This is a genomic window from Neorhizobium petrolearium (genome assembly GCF_029854435.1).
Lineage (GTDB): Bacteria > Pseudomonadota > Alphaproteobacteria > Rhizobiales > Rhizobiaceae > Neorhizobium > Neorhizobium petrolearium.
This window is the reverse complement of the sequence record NZ_CP123000.1, coordinates 3910321-3924293: the sequence shown is the minus strand read 5'-3', so window position 1 is coordinate 3924293 and position 13973 is coordinate 3910321. Positions and strand designations below refer to the sequence as shown.

The window sequence follows — 13973 nt, the reverse complement described above, 5'->3', positions numbered from 1 at the left end:
CCGTGGCTGCCCGGCTCGGGATCGACCGAAGGTATTCAAACCGGTTCCTGCTGCATCGGATAAAGCTTGTCGAAGAAAGGCAGGCATTGAGCCCCTCTCTGCCGCAGGAAAACCTGAAAGGCGTTCATCGCCGGGGAGATAGTCCTGTCTGTCCGCGTTACCGAAAACCATTGCCTGCGGATCGGCATGCCGATGACGTCCAGCGTGACGAGCTTTCCGAACTCCAGTTCCATGGCGATGGTATGGGCGGAGATGAAGGCGATGCCGAGCCCTGCCATGACGGCCTGTTTTATCGTCTCGTTCGACGACATTTCAGTACCCAGATCCTCCAGCTTTCCTGGGATTTCTCCGAGAAAGATTTCGAGCGAGATGCGCGTGCCCGATCCTGGCTCGCGAATGAGGAAGTGCTCTCTGGCGATCTCTTCCTTGGTGATATCGCGCCTCTTTGCCAGGGGATGATCCGGCGGCGCGATCATCACCAGCGGATGATCGCCGAACACCACGGAGTGCAGCGGCATGTCGCTGGGCGAGCGCCCCATCAGGGCGATGTCGACGTCATGATTCTTCAGCTTGGCGATGATTTCCGCCCGGTTGCCGATCGTCAGCGAGACGGCGATGTCCGGATGGGTTTTCTTGAAGGTGGCCATCAGGCGGGGGGCGAAATATTTCGCGGTCGAGACGACGCCGAGTGCCAGCGTGCCGGCGCGCACGCCCTTGATGGCATCGATCTCGTCGTCCAGCTGGCGCAGCCTTTCTTCGATCATCTGGGCCGCATCGATGAAGGCAAGGCCCGCGGCTGTAGGGCGTAGTCCATCGTTGGTCCGGTCGAAGAGGATGACGCCGGCATCCTCCTCGATCTGCTTCAGCTGGATGGTGATCGCCGGCGGAGTGAGGCCAAGCGTGTTGGCCGCCCGGACGATCGTTCCGTGCCTCGCTATCTCCTGCGCCGCGCGCAGATGTCTGAGCGTCAGATTTCTCATGCTTGAAGATTAGTGAAATTTATCCAGAAGGTAAATGGAATAAATTTTACTTAATCCGAGTTTTTTGGTTCGATACCGCCATGCCCAGGAAGGCAGTGAGCGGGCAGGGAGGGTAAATCATGACTTCGTCGACGCTAGATGCCTTTTTGAATTCCCATGTCGCGGGTGGGGCGCCATTCGCCGAAGCTGCCGCGTCGACGATCCGGCAGTTGGTTACGGCAGCGGTCACGCTCGGCAGAACCATCAACCAAGGCGCCTTTGGTTTGGCCCTATCTGGGGAACGCGGTGATGTCGGCCCTGGCGGTGATGTCCCGAAGGAACTCGACGTTCTGGCCGATGCCCTGTTCATCGAGGCGATGCGGCGGGCGCCTGTCTGCCTCTACGCTTCCGAAGAGCTTGAAGAGGCTGCTCTTCTTGACCCGAGGGCCCCGCTCGCGATTGCCATCGATCCACTGGACGGCTCCTCGAATATCGACATCAATGTCTCGATTGGGACTATTTTCTCCATCCTCCCAGCGGCTGGTGATCCGGTCGGCGAGCCGAACGCCTCCTTCTTCCACCCGGGAGACGCCCAGCTCGCCGCCGGCTTTTTCATCTACGGCCCGCAGCTTGCGCTGGTTCTCAGCGTCGGGAGCGGCACCCATGTCTTTGTTTTTTCCGCGCAGCTCGGCGTGTTCGTCCAAACCCATGAAAACTTGGTCATCCCGCCGCGGACGCAGGAATTTGCGATCAATACGGCCAACTACCGCCACTGGGACGAGGCCGTCCGGCTTTATGTCGATGACTGCCTGAAAGGGATGGAAGGCCCCCGCGAAAAGGAGTTCAACATGCGCTGGATCGCAGCCGTTGCAGCCGATGCCTACCGCATCCTCATGCGCGGCGGCGTTTACCTCTATCCCGGCGACCGGCGTAGGGGCTACGGTGAGGGTCGGCTGCGGCTGGTCTATGAAGCCAACCCGATCGCCTTTCTCATCGAACAGGCCTGCGGAGCCGCCACCGACACGATCAACCGCATTCTGGACCTGACGCCAACGGCACTGCATCAGCGTGTTCCGCTGGTCTTCGGCTCAGCTCGGGAGGTGGCTCGCGTCGGCCGCTACCATACCGAGCCCAGCAATATCGCTGAACGGGCGCCGCTTTTCAGCAATCGCGGCCTTTTCAGAGCCTGATCGGGAGGACGCGGCAATGTCGGCAAGACATCCCATTATTTCGATTACCGGATCGTCAGGCGCGGGAACCACCTCGGTCAAGCGCATTTTCGAGCAGATTTTCCGGCGCGAGCAAATCGAAGCGGCCTTCATCGAAGGGGACGCATTTCACCGCTACGACCGGCAGGCCATGAAGGAAAAGGTCGCCGAAGAGGAGAGGAACGGCAATCCGAATTTCACGCATTTCCATGCGGAAGCCAACGAGTTGGAAATCCTCGAATCCGTCTTCGAGGAATATGGCCGGTACGGCACAGGCCGCACCCGCACCTACATCCACGACGAACAGGAGGCCGCACACCACAATGTACCGCCGGGGAGCTTCACGGAATGGCGCGATTTTCCGCAAAGCGACCTGCTTTTCTACGAGGGGCTGCATGGCTGCGCGGTGACGGACAAGGTCAATCTCGCTCGCCATGCCGATCTGAAGATCGGCGTCGTGCCCGTCATCAATCTCGAATGGATCCAGAAGATCCATCGCGATCGCGAAGCGCGCGGCTATTCGACGGAGGCGGTCATGGACGTCATCCTGCGGCGCATGCCGGACTATGTCCGCTACATCACGCCGCAGTTCACGCTGACCGACATCAATTTCCAGCGGGTGCCGATCGTCGACACGTCCAATCCGTTCATCGCGCGCTGGATTCCGACCCCTGACGAATCGATGCTGGTGATCCGCTTCGCGAGACCGCGTGGCATCGATTTCCCGTATCTGCTGTCGATGATCCACGACTCGTTCATGTCGCGCGCCAATTCCATCGTGGTGCCTGGAAACAAGCTCGATCTCGCGATGCAGCTGATCCTGACACCTTTGATCATGCAACTGATCGAACGCAAGAACCGAGCCTCGTGAGGATGAAAGCGATGAACACGCAACTTCAGCCGCAGGACATAATCGAGTCCGATATCGTAACGGAACAGGACATGGCGAATGCTATCAGGGCGCTTGCCATGGATGCTGTTCAAAAAGCCAACTCCGGCCATCCGGGCATGCCTATGGGCATGGCTGATGTCGCCACGGTCCTATTCGGCCGTTTCATCAAAATCGATCCCTCCGATCCCAAATGGCCCGATCGCGACCGCTTCGTCCTTTCGGCGGGTCATGGCTCGATGCTGCAATATGCGCTTCATTACCTGATCGGCTATGAGGATATGACGATCGAGGAGTTGCAGCGGTTCCGCCAGTTGGGCGCCACGACCGCCGGGCATCCCGAATTTGGGCATACGCTCGGCATCGAGACCACGACGGGGCCATTGGGCCAAGGCATCGCCACGGCCGTCGGCATGGCGCTTGCCGAGCGCATTGCCAATGCGCGTTACGGCGACGCGCTCGTCGATCACTATACCTATGTCATCGCCGGTGATGGATGTCTGCAGGAGGGCATCAGCCACGAAGCGATCGACCTTGCCGGCCACCTGAAGCTGTCGCGGCTGATCGTCCTGTGGGATAACAATTCGATCTCAATCGATGGTCCCACCAGTCTCTCGACCTCGATGAACCAACTTGCCCGTTTTCAGGCGGCAGGCTTCGATGTGCAAGAGATCGACGGTCATGATTTCGACGCGGTCGGTCGTGCGATTTCGCGGGCAAGGGGTTCGGACAAACCGTCTCTGATTTCCTGCCGGACAGTGATCGGCAAAGGCGCTCCGAATCTTCAGGGCACGGAGAAAACCCACGGAGCGCCGCTTGGCGAGAGCGAAATCGCTGCTGCAAGGCAGCAGCTGAATTGGCCTTATGCGCCGTTCCACATTCCCGAATCCATCCTGGATCGTTGGGGCGAAGTTGCCGTGCGTGGGGCTGCGGAACGGCGTAAATGGCTCAATCGGGTTGCCGCGGCTCCCGAAGGCCGGGCGTTCCTCAGGACGATCGAACGGGAAATCCCGGCGTCGCTTTTCGACGCGCTTGCCGAATTTCGCCGGGAGCATCAGACGAAGGCAACGAAGGTCGCCACTCGCAAGGCTTCGGAAATGGTGCTCGGCGTCATCAACGCCGCGACGGATTTGACGATCGGTGGTTCGGCGGACCTCACCCATTCCAACCTCACCCTGACTGCTGGGATGGAGCCTATCAGGCCGGGGAACTACGCCGGACGTTATATCCATTACGGTATTCGCGAACACGGGATGTCGGCTGCGATGAACGGTCTTGCCCTGCATGGCGGTTTCATTCCCTATGGCGGCACCTTCCTCGTCTTTTCCGATTATGCACGTGGTGCCATCCGCCTGTCGGCGCTGATGGGGCAGCAGGTCGTCTACGTCATGACACATGACTCGATCGGCCTCGGCGAGGACGGACCGACCCATCAGCCGATCGAGCATCTGGCGATGCTGCGCGCGACGCCAAACCTCAACGTCTTCCGTCCCTGCGACATCGTCGAGACGGCGGAGTGCTGGGAGCAGGCGCTGAAGGAACGCGATCGGCCGAGTCTTATCGTACTGTCGCGCCAGAACCTGCCGATGGCTCGTTCGGAAAACAGCGAAGAAAACCTTTCCGCGCGCGGAGCTTACATCCTGCGCGCGACCTCGGAGCCACGCGCCCTCTCTCTCCTTGCGACCGGTTCCGAGGTCGAAATTGCCTGTGTTGCGGCCGACAAGCTGCTGGCCCAACACGGCATTGCCGCCGCGGTCGTCTCAATGCCTTGCTGGGAGTTGTTCGAACAGCAATCGCCCGAATACCGCAAGGCCGTGCTCGGGACGGCGCCCAGGATCGGCATAGAGGCGGCGGCGCGCCTCGGTTGGGACCGGTATCTCGGGGAAGACGGCGTCTTCATCGGCATGCATGGCTTTGGAGCGAGCGCTCCGGCTGCCGCACTCTATGATCATTTCGGCATCACCGCCGAGGCCGTCGTGGAAGCAGCGCTTGAGTTTGCTGCCCGTGGATCGAGCACAGACCGGACAGATCGGTAGAAAGGAGCAGGTCCAATGGCCCGCATTACATTACGGCAGCTGCTCGATCATGCGGCGGAATACAGGTATGGCGTTCCGGCCTTCAACATCAACAACATGGAACAGGGGCTGGCGGTCATGGAGGCGGCGGCGGCGTGCGATGCGCCCGTCATCCTCCAGGCGTCGAAAGGAGCTCGCTCCTACGCGAAGGACATCATGCTGGCGCGTATGATCGAAGCACTGACGGAGATCTACCCGGCCATTCCCGTCTGCGTCCATCAGGACCATGGCAGTGACGAAGCGACCTGCATGACGGCGATCCGCCACGGGTTCACGTCGGTGATGATGGATGGCTCCCTCACAGCGGATGCTAAAACGCCTGCCTCCTATGAATACAATGTAGCGATCACCGAACGGGTCGCCCGTATTGCCCATTGGGTGGGCGTCTCGGTGGAAGGGGAACTCGGTGTTCTGGGTTCCCTGGAGAGCGGCACGGGAGCGGCCGAGGACGGTCACGGCGCGGAAGGCACCCTGTCGCACGACCAGCTTCTGACCGACCCCGATCAGGCGGTCGATTTCGTCGCCCGCACAGGTGTCGATGCGCTGGCGATCGCCTGCGGCACGTCTCACGGCGCCTATAAATTCACGCGGGCCCCGGACGGCGACATCCTGGCGATGGACGTGATCGAGGAAATCCACCGCAAGCTGCCGAACACGCATCTCGTCATGCACGGCTCCTCCTCGGTGCCGCAGGAGATGCAGGACATCATCAACCGTTTCGGAGGGCGGATGCCGCAGACCTATGGCGTTCCCGTCGAGGAGATCGAGCGCGGCATCCGCCATGGGGTCCGCAAGGTCAATATCGACACCGACTGCCGCATGGCGATGGCGGGGCAATTGCGAAGGATCGCGACGGAACATCCGGAGGAATTCGACCCGCGCAAGTTCCTGAAGCCGGCGATGGAGGCAATGCGCAATCTCTGCCGCGACCGTTTCGAACGTTTCGGTACGGCTGGCAAGGCCTCGAAAATCAAGGTCATTCCCCTGGACGAGATGGCGAGCCGCTATGCCACCGGGGAGCTCGATCCGCAGATCACAACCGCGGAAGCCGCCTGAGCGGCGGTCCGGAAGACAACGAAAGGACCAAGCCATGGACAGCAAATCCGAAACCGTCAAAGGCGCGGCGCGCTACAGATCGGGCGTGATGGAATATAAAAAGATGGGCTATTGGGAGCCCGACTACGAGCCAAAAGATACCGATGTCATCGCGCTCTTCCGGATCACCCCGCAAGATGGCGTCGATCCTATCGAGGCGGCGGCAGCCGTCGCGGGCGAATCCTCCACGGCGACCTGGACAGTGGTCTGGACGGACCGCCTGACGGCGACCGAGAAATACCGCGCAAAGGCGTATCGGGTTGATCCCGTGCCGAATGGCGAAGGGCAGTATTTCGCCTATATCGCCTACGACCTCGACCTGTTCGAGCCGGGTTCAATCGCGAACCTCAGCGCTTCGATCATCGGCAACGTTTTCGGTTTCAAGCCGCTGAAGGCGTTGCGGCTGGAGGATATGCGGTTCCCCGTCGCCTATGTGAAGACTTTCCAGGGACCTGCGACCGGCATCGTCGTCGAGCGCGAACGCCTGGACAAGTTCGGCCGCCCGCTGCTCGGCGCGACCGTGAAGCCGAAGCTTGGGCTTTCGGGGCGCAATTACGGCCGCGTCGTCTATGAGGCGCTGAAGGGTGGGCTCGATTTCACCAAGGACGACGAGAACATCAATTCGCAGCCCTTCATGCATTGGCGCGAACGTTTCCTCTATTGCATGGAGGCGGTGAACAAGGCCCAGGCCGAGACCGGTGAGGTCAAGGGAACCTATCTGAACGTCACAGCCGCCACCATGGAGGACATGTATGAGCGCGCCGAGTTTGCCAGGGAGCTCGGTTCGGTGGTTGTCATGATCGATCTCGTCATTGGTTACACGGCGATCCAGTCCATGGCGAAATGGGCGCGCCGCAACGACATGATCCTGCATCTCCATCGCGCCGGCCATTCGACCTATACGCGGCAGAAGACGCATGGCGTGTCTTTCCGCGTCATCGCCAAATGGATGCGGCTTGCGGGCGTCGACCACATCCATGCCGGCACCGTTGTCGGCAAGCTGGAAGGCGATCCCGCAACAACCCGCGGCTATTACGACATCTGCCGCGAGGACTTCAATCCGATGAGGCTGGAGAATGGTATCTTCTTCGACCAGCACTGGGCATCGCTCAACCGGATGATGCCGGTCGCTTCCGGTGGCATCCATGCCGGACAGATGCACCAGTTGCTGGACCTCCTCGGCGAGGACGTCGTGCTGCAGTTCGGCGGTGGTACGATCGGGCATCCGATGGGTATCGCCGCCGGTGCCACGGCCAACCGCGTGGCGCTCGAATGCATGGTGCTCGCCCGTAACGAGGGGAGGGATATCCTGCGTGAAGGACCACAGATCCTGCGCGACGCCGCGCGCCACTGCCAGCCGCTGCAGCAGGCGCTCGATGTCTGGAAGGACGTGACCTTCGACTACACCTCGACCGACACGCCGGACTTTGTTCCGACAGCCACCGCAGCAGAATAGGAGAAGCGACATGCATATCACTCAGGGAGCGTTCTCGTTCCTGCCGCCGCTGACGGACGAGCAGATCGCCAGGCAGGCCCAGTATTGTATCGACAAGGGTTGGGCGATGAGCCTCGAATTCACGGATGATCCGCATCCCCGTAACACCTATTGGGACATGTGGGGCCACCCGATGTTCGACAATCCGGATGCGGCTGCGCTGATCATGGAGCTGAAGGAGTGCCGCAAGGTCTATGGCGACCGCTATATCCGCTTCGTCGCTTTCGACAGCACCCACGGATGGGAATCCGTCCGCCTTTCCTTCATCGTCAACCGTCCTGCGGCAGAGCCGGGCTTCCGGCTGGAGCGGCAGGAGGCGGGCGGCAGAAGCATCCGCTACACCACCCGGTCCTATGCGGCGGACAAGCCGGCGGGAGAGCGCTATGGCTGAGGCGGTTTCCATGAGACCTAAGGTCGACGGCGAAGTGCCTTCCACCATCGACCTGCGGGCGGAATATGTCGAATCCGGTGTCAAGGACGTGCTGGAAGAGTTGGACAACTCGCTCATCGGCCTTGCTCCGGTCAAGCAGCGGATCAGGGAGACCGCGGCCTTGCTCCTGGTCGAGCGCGCGCGCAAGCGTCTCGGTCTCGCCCATGAGACGCCGACCCTGCACATGAGCTTCAGCGGCAATCCGGGAACCGGCAAGACCACGGTCGCGCTGCGCATGGCCGATCTGCTCCATCGCCTCGGCTATATCCGCAAGGGGCATCTGGTGTCGGTGACCCGCGACGATCTGGTGGGGCAATATATCGGCCATACCGCGCCGAAAACGAAGGAAATCCTGAAAAAGGCTATGGGTGGCGTCCTCTTCATCGACGAGGCCTATTATCTCTATCGGCAGGAAAACGAGCGTGACTACGGTCAGGAGGCGATCGAAATTCTCCTGCAGGTCATGGAGCATCAGCGCGAGGATTTCGTCGTCATACTGGCGGGTTATGCCGACCGGATGGATCGCTTCTTCGAAAGCAATCCAGGCTTTCGTTCGCGCATCGCCCATCATATCGACTTTCCCGATTATACGGATGACGAGCTGCTGCGGATCGCGGAGGTAATGCTCGCCAAGCAGAACTACAGTCTTGACGTCGAGGGGCGGGCCGCCATGGAGCAATATATCGCGCTGCGCCGTCGACAGCCGCATTTCGCCAATGCCCGCTCCATCCGCAACGCGCTCGACAGGGCACGCCTGCGCCAGGCAAACCGGCTGTTCGAAACGTCCAACGGATCGATCGGTGCCGATGCGCTGTCGACGATCGTTGCCGTCGATATCAGGGCAAGCCGCATTTTCAACAGCGGGACGATGCAAGAGGAGGCCGCATCATGAGCACAAAGACGATCATCGCACCTTCCATCCTGTCCGCGGATTTTTCCCGGCTGGGCGAGGAAGTAGAAGACGTCGTCAAGGCGGGCGCCGACTGGATTCATCTCGATGTCATGGACGGCCATTTCGTGCCCAACATCACGTTCGGGCCGCAGGTCATCCGATCCATCCGCAAGCGCACGAACGCCGTCTTCGACTGCCATTTGATGATTGCGCCGGCGGACCCCTATATCGCCGCCTTCGCGGATGCAGGCTGCGATGTCATCACGGTTCACGCCGAAGCCGGTCCGCATCTCGACCGGACGCTTCAGGCGATCCGTGGACTGGGAAAGAAGGCCGGTGTGTCGCTCAATCCGTCGACGCCCGAAAGCACCATCGAATATGTGCTCGACCGGCTGGATCTTATCCTGCTGATGACGGTCAATCCAGGCTTCGGTGGGCAGGCCTTCATTCCGGCCGTTGTTGAGAAAGTACGCCGCGTCGCCGCAATGATCGGCGATCGTCCGATTCATATCGAGGTGGACGGGGGAGTTACTCCTGAAACCGCGCCGCTGGTCTCGGCCGCCGGCGCGAATGTCCTCGTGGCCGGCTCCGCCGTGTTCGCGGGCAACGATAGAACCGCCTATGCTGGCAATATCGAGGCGATCCGCCGGCAAGCGGACAGGTCACTGGCGCGTCGGGCGGCCTGAGTTCAATTGCGAGTGATGCGAAATGCATGATGGGGCTACCGGGAAGACCGGCAGCCCCTTGCTTCATTGCTTTTTCGAAAACTGTTCGAGATAGGCGAGCAGATTGCTGATCTCGCCTTCGTCCTTCAGGCCGGCAAAAGCCATCTTGGTACCTTTCACCTTCGCCTTGGGATTGTGAAGGTAGTCACGCAACGATGCCTCGTCCCATTGGAGGCCGGCTTTGCCTGCTTCGACCATCGCCTTGGAATAGGCAAACCCGGCATGGGTGCCGGCAACCCTGCCGATCACACCATTCAAGGACGGACCTACCTTATTCTTATCCGTCTCGGCGTCATGGCAGGCCTTGCACTTGTTGAACACCGTTGCTCCCGCGTTGGCATCGCCCTCCTGAGCATTAACCCCGCAGGCAGAAAAGATCGCAACTGACACGCCGATCAGAAGGATTTGATATTTCATGGTATCTCCTCGTTCGCCAAGGGTGCCCTTTGACGAGGGCAGGTGCCGCTATTCCTCCTGTGGCACCGGCCATCCGGATCGCTGGACCTCTCGCGCAATGGCGACAGGGACTTTTGATCCATTCAAAAAAGTTACCTGCCGGCGAATGTAAGTCAACCCTTGATACGCCAATCGGGCCTGCCATGGATGGCACGGATCGGAAGTTGTGATTGACGGGCCGACGTGATGCTCCTAACTTCCCCATTATCTCTTCCCGGCACCGGAAGAGGCTGTGATTGGCTGGTGGCGGCGCATGCAGCCGCCTGTGCAGAAGGAACGGCTGCGGCAAGCCCGTGGGTCGAAAGGTGCGATATGCCTTTTATCGAACTCATTTTGACAATTTGTCTTGCGGACAAGCCTTTGAGCTGTCGGGAGGAGCACCTCCATTTCGAAGATAGGGGAAGCCTGACAACCTGTATGCTCCAGGCACCCCCGCAGATTGCGAAGTGGTCTACGGAACATCCGCGTCTGCGTGTTGTCAGATGGCGATGTGAATACCCGACGAAGAGCCGGGACATCTAGAAACGAAACATCGGATGCGGCGCATGGGAGGAAGGACTTATGGGAGGCGGGATCGGCCGGTTATTTCGGATTGCATTATTGTCGCTGGCGACATTCTCTACCCAAGCGATAGGGCAGGCCGCGGCCGCGGAGGTCGTTCGTGTCGGCGTTCTCAAATTCGGTACGGTGAGTTGGGAGCTCGATACGATCAAACGGCATAAGCTCGACGAGAAACACGGGATCACCGTGGATGTGCAGGAATTTGCCGGCGAAGACGCCACGAATGTCGCGTTGATGGCCGGAGCGGTCGATGTGATCGTTTCGGACTGGTTGTGGGTTTCGCGGCAGCGCGCCACAGGCATCGACTTGACCTTCGTTCCCTATTCCACGGCGGTCGGAGCTATCATGGTTCCGCCAGACTCTCCGATCAAAAACCTCGGCGATCTCACCGATAAGAAAATAGGCGTTGCGGGCGGTCCTTTGGACAAGAACTGGCTTCTGATCCAGGCCATGGCGAAGAAGGATTATTCCAGGGACCTGGCCAAGACAAACACGATCGTCTACGGCGCTCCGCCATTGCTGACGGAGAAGGTGCAGCAGGGGGAACTCGATGCGGTTCTCAATTTCTGGAATTATTGTGCACGGCTGGAGGCGAAGGGATTTCGCAGACTGACCGGAGGACATGAGGCCGCCGCCGCGCTTGGCGCCTCCGGGCCGATCGTTGCTCTGGGATATATCTTTCATGAAGCCTGGGGCAAGGCTCATCCATCCGCGATCGACGGCTTCGTAGCGGCAAGTGCCGATGCAAAGGCGCTGCTCGAAAGTTCCGATGACGAGTGGAAAATGCTTGCCCCGATGCTTCGGGGTGACGAGAGTGAGCAGAAGGTCATGCGCGATCGCTATCGCGAAGGCATTCCCAAACGCCCGCCCGCAGAAGCGGAAAAGGACGCGGAAACGCTTTATTCCGTCTTGGCGACGATCGGCGGCGAGGATCTCGTCGGATCGTCGAAAGAACTGGCGCCGGGCACCTTCTGGGGGGCGGAATAGGTGAGTTCGGCCTCTCTTGGCTCATCGTCGCAAGGGCAAACAGAGAAAACGGCACGAAGACGCAGCTTCGGGCCGTTCCTGACGGTCGTGGCATCGGTCGTCGTTCTGGCCATAGTGTGGCATCTGTCAGCGACCCTGTGGCCGAGTCATGCCTTCCCGCCACCGCTTGACGTCCTGCGCGCCATGGCCCGCGAGACGGCGAGGGGTGAGATACCCTATCATCTGGCGATCACTCTTGGTCGCGTAGCGGTCTCATTCCTGCTCGCCATGATCATTGGTTCGGCGATCGGCATCTTTCTCGGAAGCCATCCGCGCGCCGACCGGTTTCTCGATCCCTGGGTCATTCTTTCCCTGAACATCCCGGCACTGGTGATCATCGTTCTTGCCTATATCTGGTTCGGGCTGAATGAGGTGGCTGCTATCGGCGCCGTGGCCTTCAACAAGATCCCGAATGTGATTGTCACGATGAGGGAAGGGGCTCGTGCGCTCGATCTGAATTACACGGACATGGCAAAGGTCTACAAGTTCGGGCCTCTTGCGCGATTGCGCCATGTCCTGCTGCCACAGCTGCAGCCTTATCTGGCTGCGGCCTCACGTTCCGGCATTTCGCTGATCTGGAAGATCGTCCTCGTCGTAGAGCTTCTGGGTCGGTCGAATGGTGTCGGTTTCCAGATCAATCTCTATTTTCAGCTTTTCGACGTCGCTTCCATCCTAGCCTATACGCTGGCCTTCGTCTGCGTAATGCTTGTCATCGAATTTCTCCTGGTACAGCCCCTTGAACACACTTCAACCCGTTGGCGCAGACGCGCAGCTTGAAATCGAAGTCAGGCACAAATCGTTCGAGGCGTCCAGGGGCGGCAGCATCGAAGTCCTGCGCGATCTGAACTTTGCGGTGGAGCGGAACGAATTCGTCTGCCTGGTCGGTCCTTCCGGCTGTGGCAAGACCACGACGCTGCGATTGCTCCTCGGCTTGGACCATTCCTTTGAGGGGCGCATAAAGCTTCCGGGAGAAAGGGAGCCGCGCATAGGCATGGTTTTTCAGGAGCCGATTCTCCTGCCCTGGCGGACGGTCGAGGAAAATGTGCGTCTGGGATTACCGAGAAGCCTGTCTGGCAAAAACCTCGACCATTTGTTCGATGCGCTTGGTCTGTCGGGGATGCGCGCGTTTTATCCCGGAGAACTTTCACTCGGGCTCGCACGCCGCGCTGCTCTTGCCCGGGCGCTTGCAATCGAGCCCGATCTCCTGGTTCTCGACGAACCCTTCGTCTCCCTTGATGAAGCGACCGCACAGCAGCTCCGTTATCTGCTGCTCGAAATTTGGTCGGAGCGTCCGACGACGGTCTTGATGGTGACGCATAACCTTCTCGAGGCTATCATGCTGGCCGACCGGATCATTGTACTGTCGCCACGCCCATCCCATGTCGTGGGCTCGTTTCTGGTGCGCATTCCCCGGCAATCCAGAAATGCTCAAGTTTGCAGCGACATCCTGCGCTCGTTCCACGAGAAATTTCCGGCACGGGCCGCTACCTGACTTAGAAGCAGCGTATATCCGCTTCGGCCTGTGCCCTTTTCAGTTCCGCTATTGCGGCTTTGGCAGGGGCACTTTCGCGAAACAGTGCGCCGTTTTCTCCAGCGACCAACCCCATTTGCCTGAATGTGGCGGCTGTCTCGTAGCGGTCGTAGGGAATGATGGATTCGATGACATCGATCGAACAGGAGCAGCGATCGAGAGTGGCCCGGTTCTCACCATTGGCTTTCATGCAGGCATAGACATATTCAGCGATGACATTGGTCGGATAGGTGGTCGCCGCTGCCACTGGGACTGCGAAACCTATTGCTGCAGATGCGAACACGGCGACGGGAAACTTCGCAAGCGTAACCATGGGATGTCCTTTCCGTATAGCGCAGTTGTCGCCTCTGGCAAGAGGGGCAAATACTTTCCTAAGTATAATTCCAAAATCGCGTCAATATCCAGCAACATAGGATAATTTTCCGAATATAAATTGCTGCATTGCAGAATAATATGCTGCGTCGCAGCGAATATTGCTGAGAAACACGCTTGCGGAAAGTAATTCTATCTCTTATGGTTAGGTTGTTTCCGGCTTCAAGGACGTTGCCGTCAAGGGAGTGGTGACAGTCTTCGTAGGCCAAGCGGGTGGGCGGTAACGGTGCCCTCCGCGCGCCTGGCTTAGGTCGTGACA

The 13973-nt window shown here is 59.6% G+C and carries 14 protein-coding genes; 11 read left to right on the top strand and 3 right to left on the bottom strand.

From position 1 onward, the window contains the following. Positions 1–35 precede the first annotated feature (35 nt). Positions 36–980 (bottom strand): LysR family transcriptional regulator, encoded by a 945-nt coding sequence (locus QEO92_RS19175; protein WP_037153176.1) that lies wholly within the window; start codon positions 978–980, stop codon positions 36–38. Between the two features lie 119 nt (positions 981–1099). On the opposite strand from QEO92_RS19175, the gene QEO92_RS19170 reads away from it, so the two are divergent. Genes QEO92_RS19170 through rpe form a run of 8 tightly spaced genes read left to right on the top strand, consistent with a single transcriptional unit; the run spans position 1100 to position 9729 of the window. Then, positions 1100–2149: a class 1 fructose-bisphosphatase gene (locus tag QEO92_RS19170; RefSeq protein WP_227704088.1), complete on the top strand. Its 1050-nt coding sequence runs from the start codon at positions 1100–1102 to the stop codon at positions 2147–2149. A 16-nt stretch (positions 2150–2165) separates the two neighbouring features. Continuing rightward, positions 2166–3038 carry a phosphoribulokinase gene (locus QEO92_RS19165; RefSeq protein ID WP_037153172.1) on the top strand — a complete coding sequence of 291 codons (873 nt, stop codon included), beginning with the start codon at positions 2166–2168 and terminating at the stop codon, positions 3036–3038. A gap of 11 nt (positions 3039–3049) precedes the next feature. Beyond that, entirely contained in the window at positions 3050–5092 is a 2043-nt protein-coding gene (tkt, locus tag QEO92_RS19160; protein ID WP_052182971.1) for a transketolase, read from the top strand. 15 nt (positions 5093–5107) lie between these two features. Then, on the top strand, positions 5108–6187 hold the full coding sequence (gene fba / locus QEO92_RS19155; protein WP_037153168.1) for a class II fructose-bisphosphate aldolase: 1080 nt from the start codon (positions 5108–5110) through the stop codon (positions 6185–6187). A gap of 34 nt (positions 6188–6221) precedes the next feature. Then, positions 6222–7682, top strand: coding sequence for a form I ribulose bisphosphate carboxylase large subunit (locus tag QEO92_RS19150; RefSeq protein WP_037153165.1), 1461 nt, complete (start codon positions 6222–6224; stop codon positions 7680–7682). Positions 7683–7692: 10 nt separating this feature from the next. Continuing rightward, positions 7693–8112 carry a ribulose bisphosphate carboxylase small subunit gene (locus QEO92_RS19145; RefSeq protein WP_037153163.1) on the top strand — a complete coding sequence of 140 codons (420 nt, stop codon included), beginning with the start codon at positions 7693–7695 and terminating at the stop codon, positions 8110–8112. Between the two features lie 10 nt (positions 8113–8122). Next, entirely contained in the window at positions 8123–9043 is a 921-nt protein-coding gene (gene cbbX, locus QEO92_RS19140) for a CbbX protein (protein ID WP_037153770.1), read from the top strand. Next, positions 9040–9729, top strand: a complete 690-nt coding sequence (gene rpe / locus QEO92_RS19135) for a ribulose-phosphate 3-epimerase (RefSeq protein WP_037153160.1) — start codon at positions 9040–9042, stop codon at positions 9727–9729. Before cbbX ends, rpe begins: the two co-directional genes overlap by 4 nt. A gap of 63 nt (positions 9730–9792) precedes the next feature. Here the strand turns inward: rpe and QEO92_RS19130 are convergent, their stop codons facing one another. Further along, complete coding sequence (locus QEO92_RS19130) at positions 9793–10185, bottom strand: c-type cytochrome (protein ID WP_210050187.1); 393 nt, start codon at positions 10183–10185, stop codon at positions 9793–9795. 639 nt (positions 10186–10824) lie between these two features. On the opposite strand from QEO92_RS19130, the gene QEO92_RS19120 reads away from it, so the two are divergent. The 3 genes from QEO92_RS19120 to QEO92_RS19110 are packed head-to-tail and all read left to right on the top strand — an operon-like array spanning position 10825 to position 13303. Next, positions 10825–11772, top strand: a complete 948-nt coding sequence (locus tag QEO92_RS19120) for an ABC transporter substrate-binding protein (protein WP_227704087.1) — start codon at positions 10825–10827, stop codon at positions 11770–11772. Further along, on the top strand, positions 11773–12588 hold the full coding sequence (locus QEO92_RS19115; protein WP_081952879.1) for an ABC transporter permease: 816 nt from the start codon (positions 11773–11775) through the stop codon (positions 12586–12588). Further along, on the top strand, positions 12548–13303 hold the full coding sequence (locus tag QEO92_RS19110; RefSeq protein ID WP_227704086.1) for an ABC transporter ATP-binding protein: 756 nt from the start codon (positions 12548–12550) through the stop codon (positions 13301–13303). The genes QEO92_RS19115 and QEO92_RS19110 overlap by 41 nt, the downstream gene beginning before the upstream one ends. Before the next feature lies 1 nt (position 13304). On the opposite strand, the gene QEO92_RS19105 is transcribed toward QEO92_RS19110, so the two are convergent. Then, complete coding sequence (locus QEO92_RS19105; RefSeq protein ID WP_037153147.1) at positions 13305–13655, bottom strand: hypothetical protein; 351 nt, start codon at positions 13653–13655, stop codon at positions 13305–13307. Positions 13656–13973: the final 318 nt, after the last annotated feature.

Coding starts and splice junctions, on each gene's coding strand:
- QEO92_RS19130 (WP_210050187.1), bottom strand. CDS start 10,185: ATGAAATATCAAATCCTTCTGATCGGCGTGTCAGTTGCGATCTTTTCT.
- tkt (WP_052182971.1), top strand. CDS start 3,050: ATGAACACGCAACTTCAGCCGCAGGACATAATCGAGTCCGATATCGTA.
- rpe (WP_037153160.1), top strand. CDS start 9,040: ATGAGCACAAAGACGATCATCGCACCTTCCATCCTGTCCGCGGATTTT.
- fba (WP_037153168.1), top strand. CDS start 5,108: ATGGCCCGCATTACATTACGGCAGCTGCTCGATCATGCGGCGGAATAC.
- QEO92_RS19105 (WP_037153147.1), bottom strand. CDS start 13,655: ATGGTTACGCTTGCGAAGTTTCCCGTCGCCGTGTTCGCATCTGCAGCA.
- QEO92_RS19150 (WP_037153165.1), top strand. CDS start 6,222: ATGGACAGCAAATCCGAAACCGTCAAAGGCGCGGCGCGCTACAGATCG.
- QEO92_RS19165 (WP_037153172.1), top strand. CDS start 2,166: ATGTCGGCAAGACATCCCATTATTTCGATTACCGGATCGTCAGGCGCG.
- cbbX (WP_037153770.1), top strand. CDS start 8,123: ATGAGACCTAAGGTCGACGGCGAAGTGCCTTCCACCATCGACCTGCGG.
- QEO92_RS19175 (WP_037153176.1), bottom strand. CDS start 980: ATGAGAAATCTGACGCTCAGACATCTGCGCGCGGCGCAGGAGATAGCG.
- QEO92_RS19170 (WP_227704088.1), top strand. CDS start 1,100: ATGACTTCGTCGACGCTAGATGCCTTTTTGAATTCCCATGTCGCGGGT.
- QEO92_RS19145 (WP_037153163.1), top strand. CDS start 7,693: ATGCATATCACTCAGGGAGCGTTCTCGTTCCTGCCGCCGCTGACGGAC.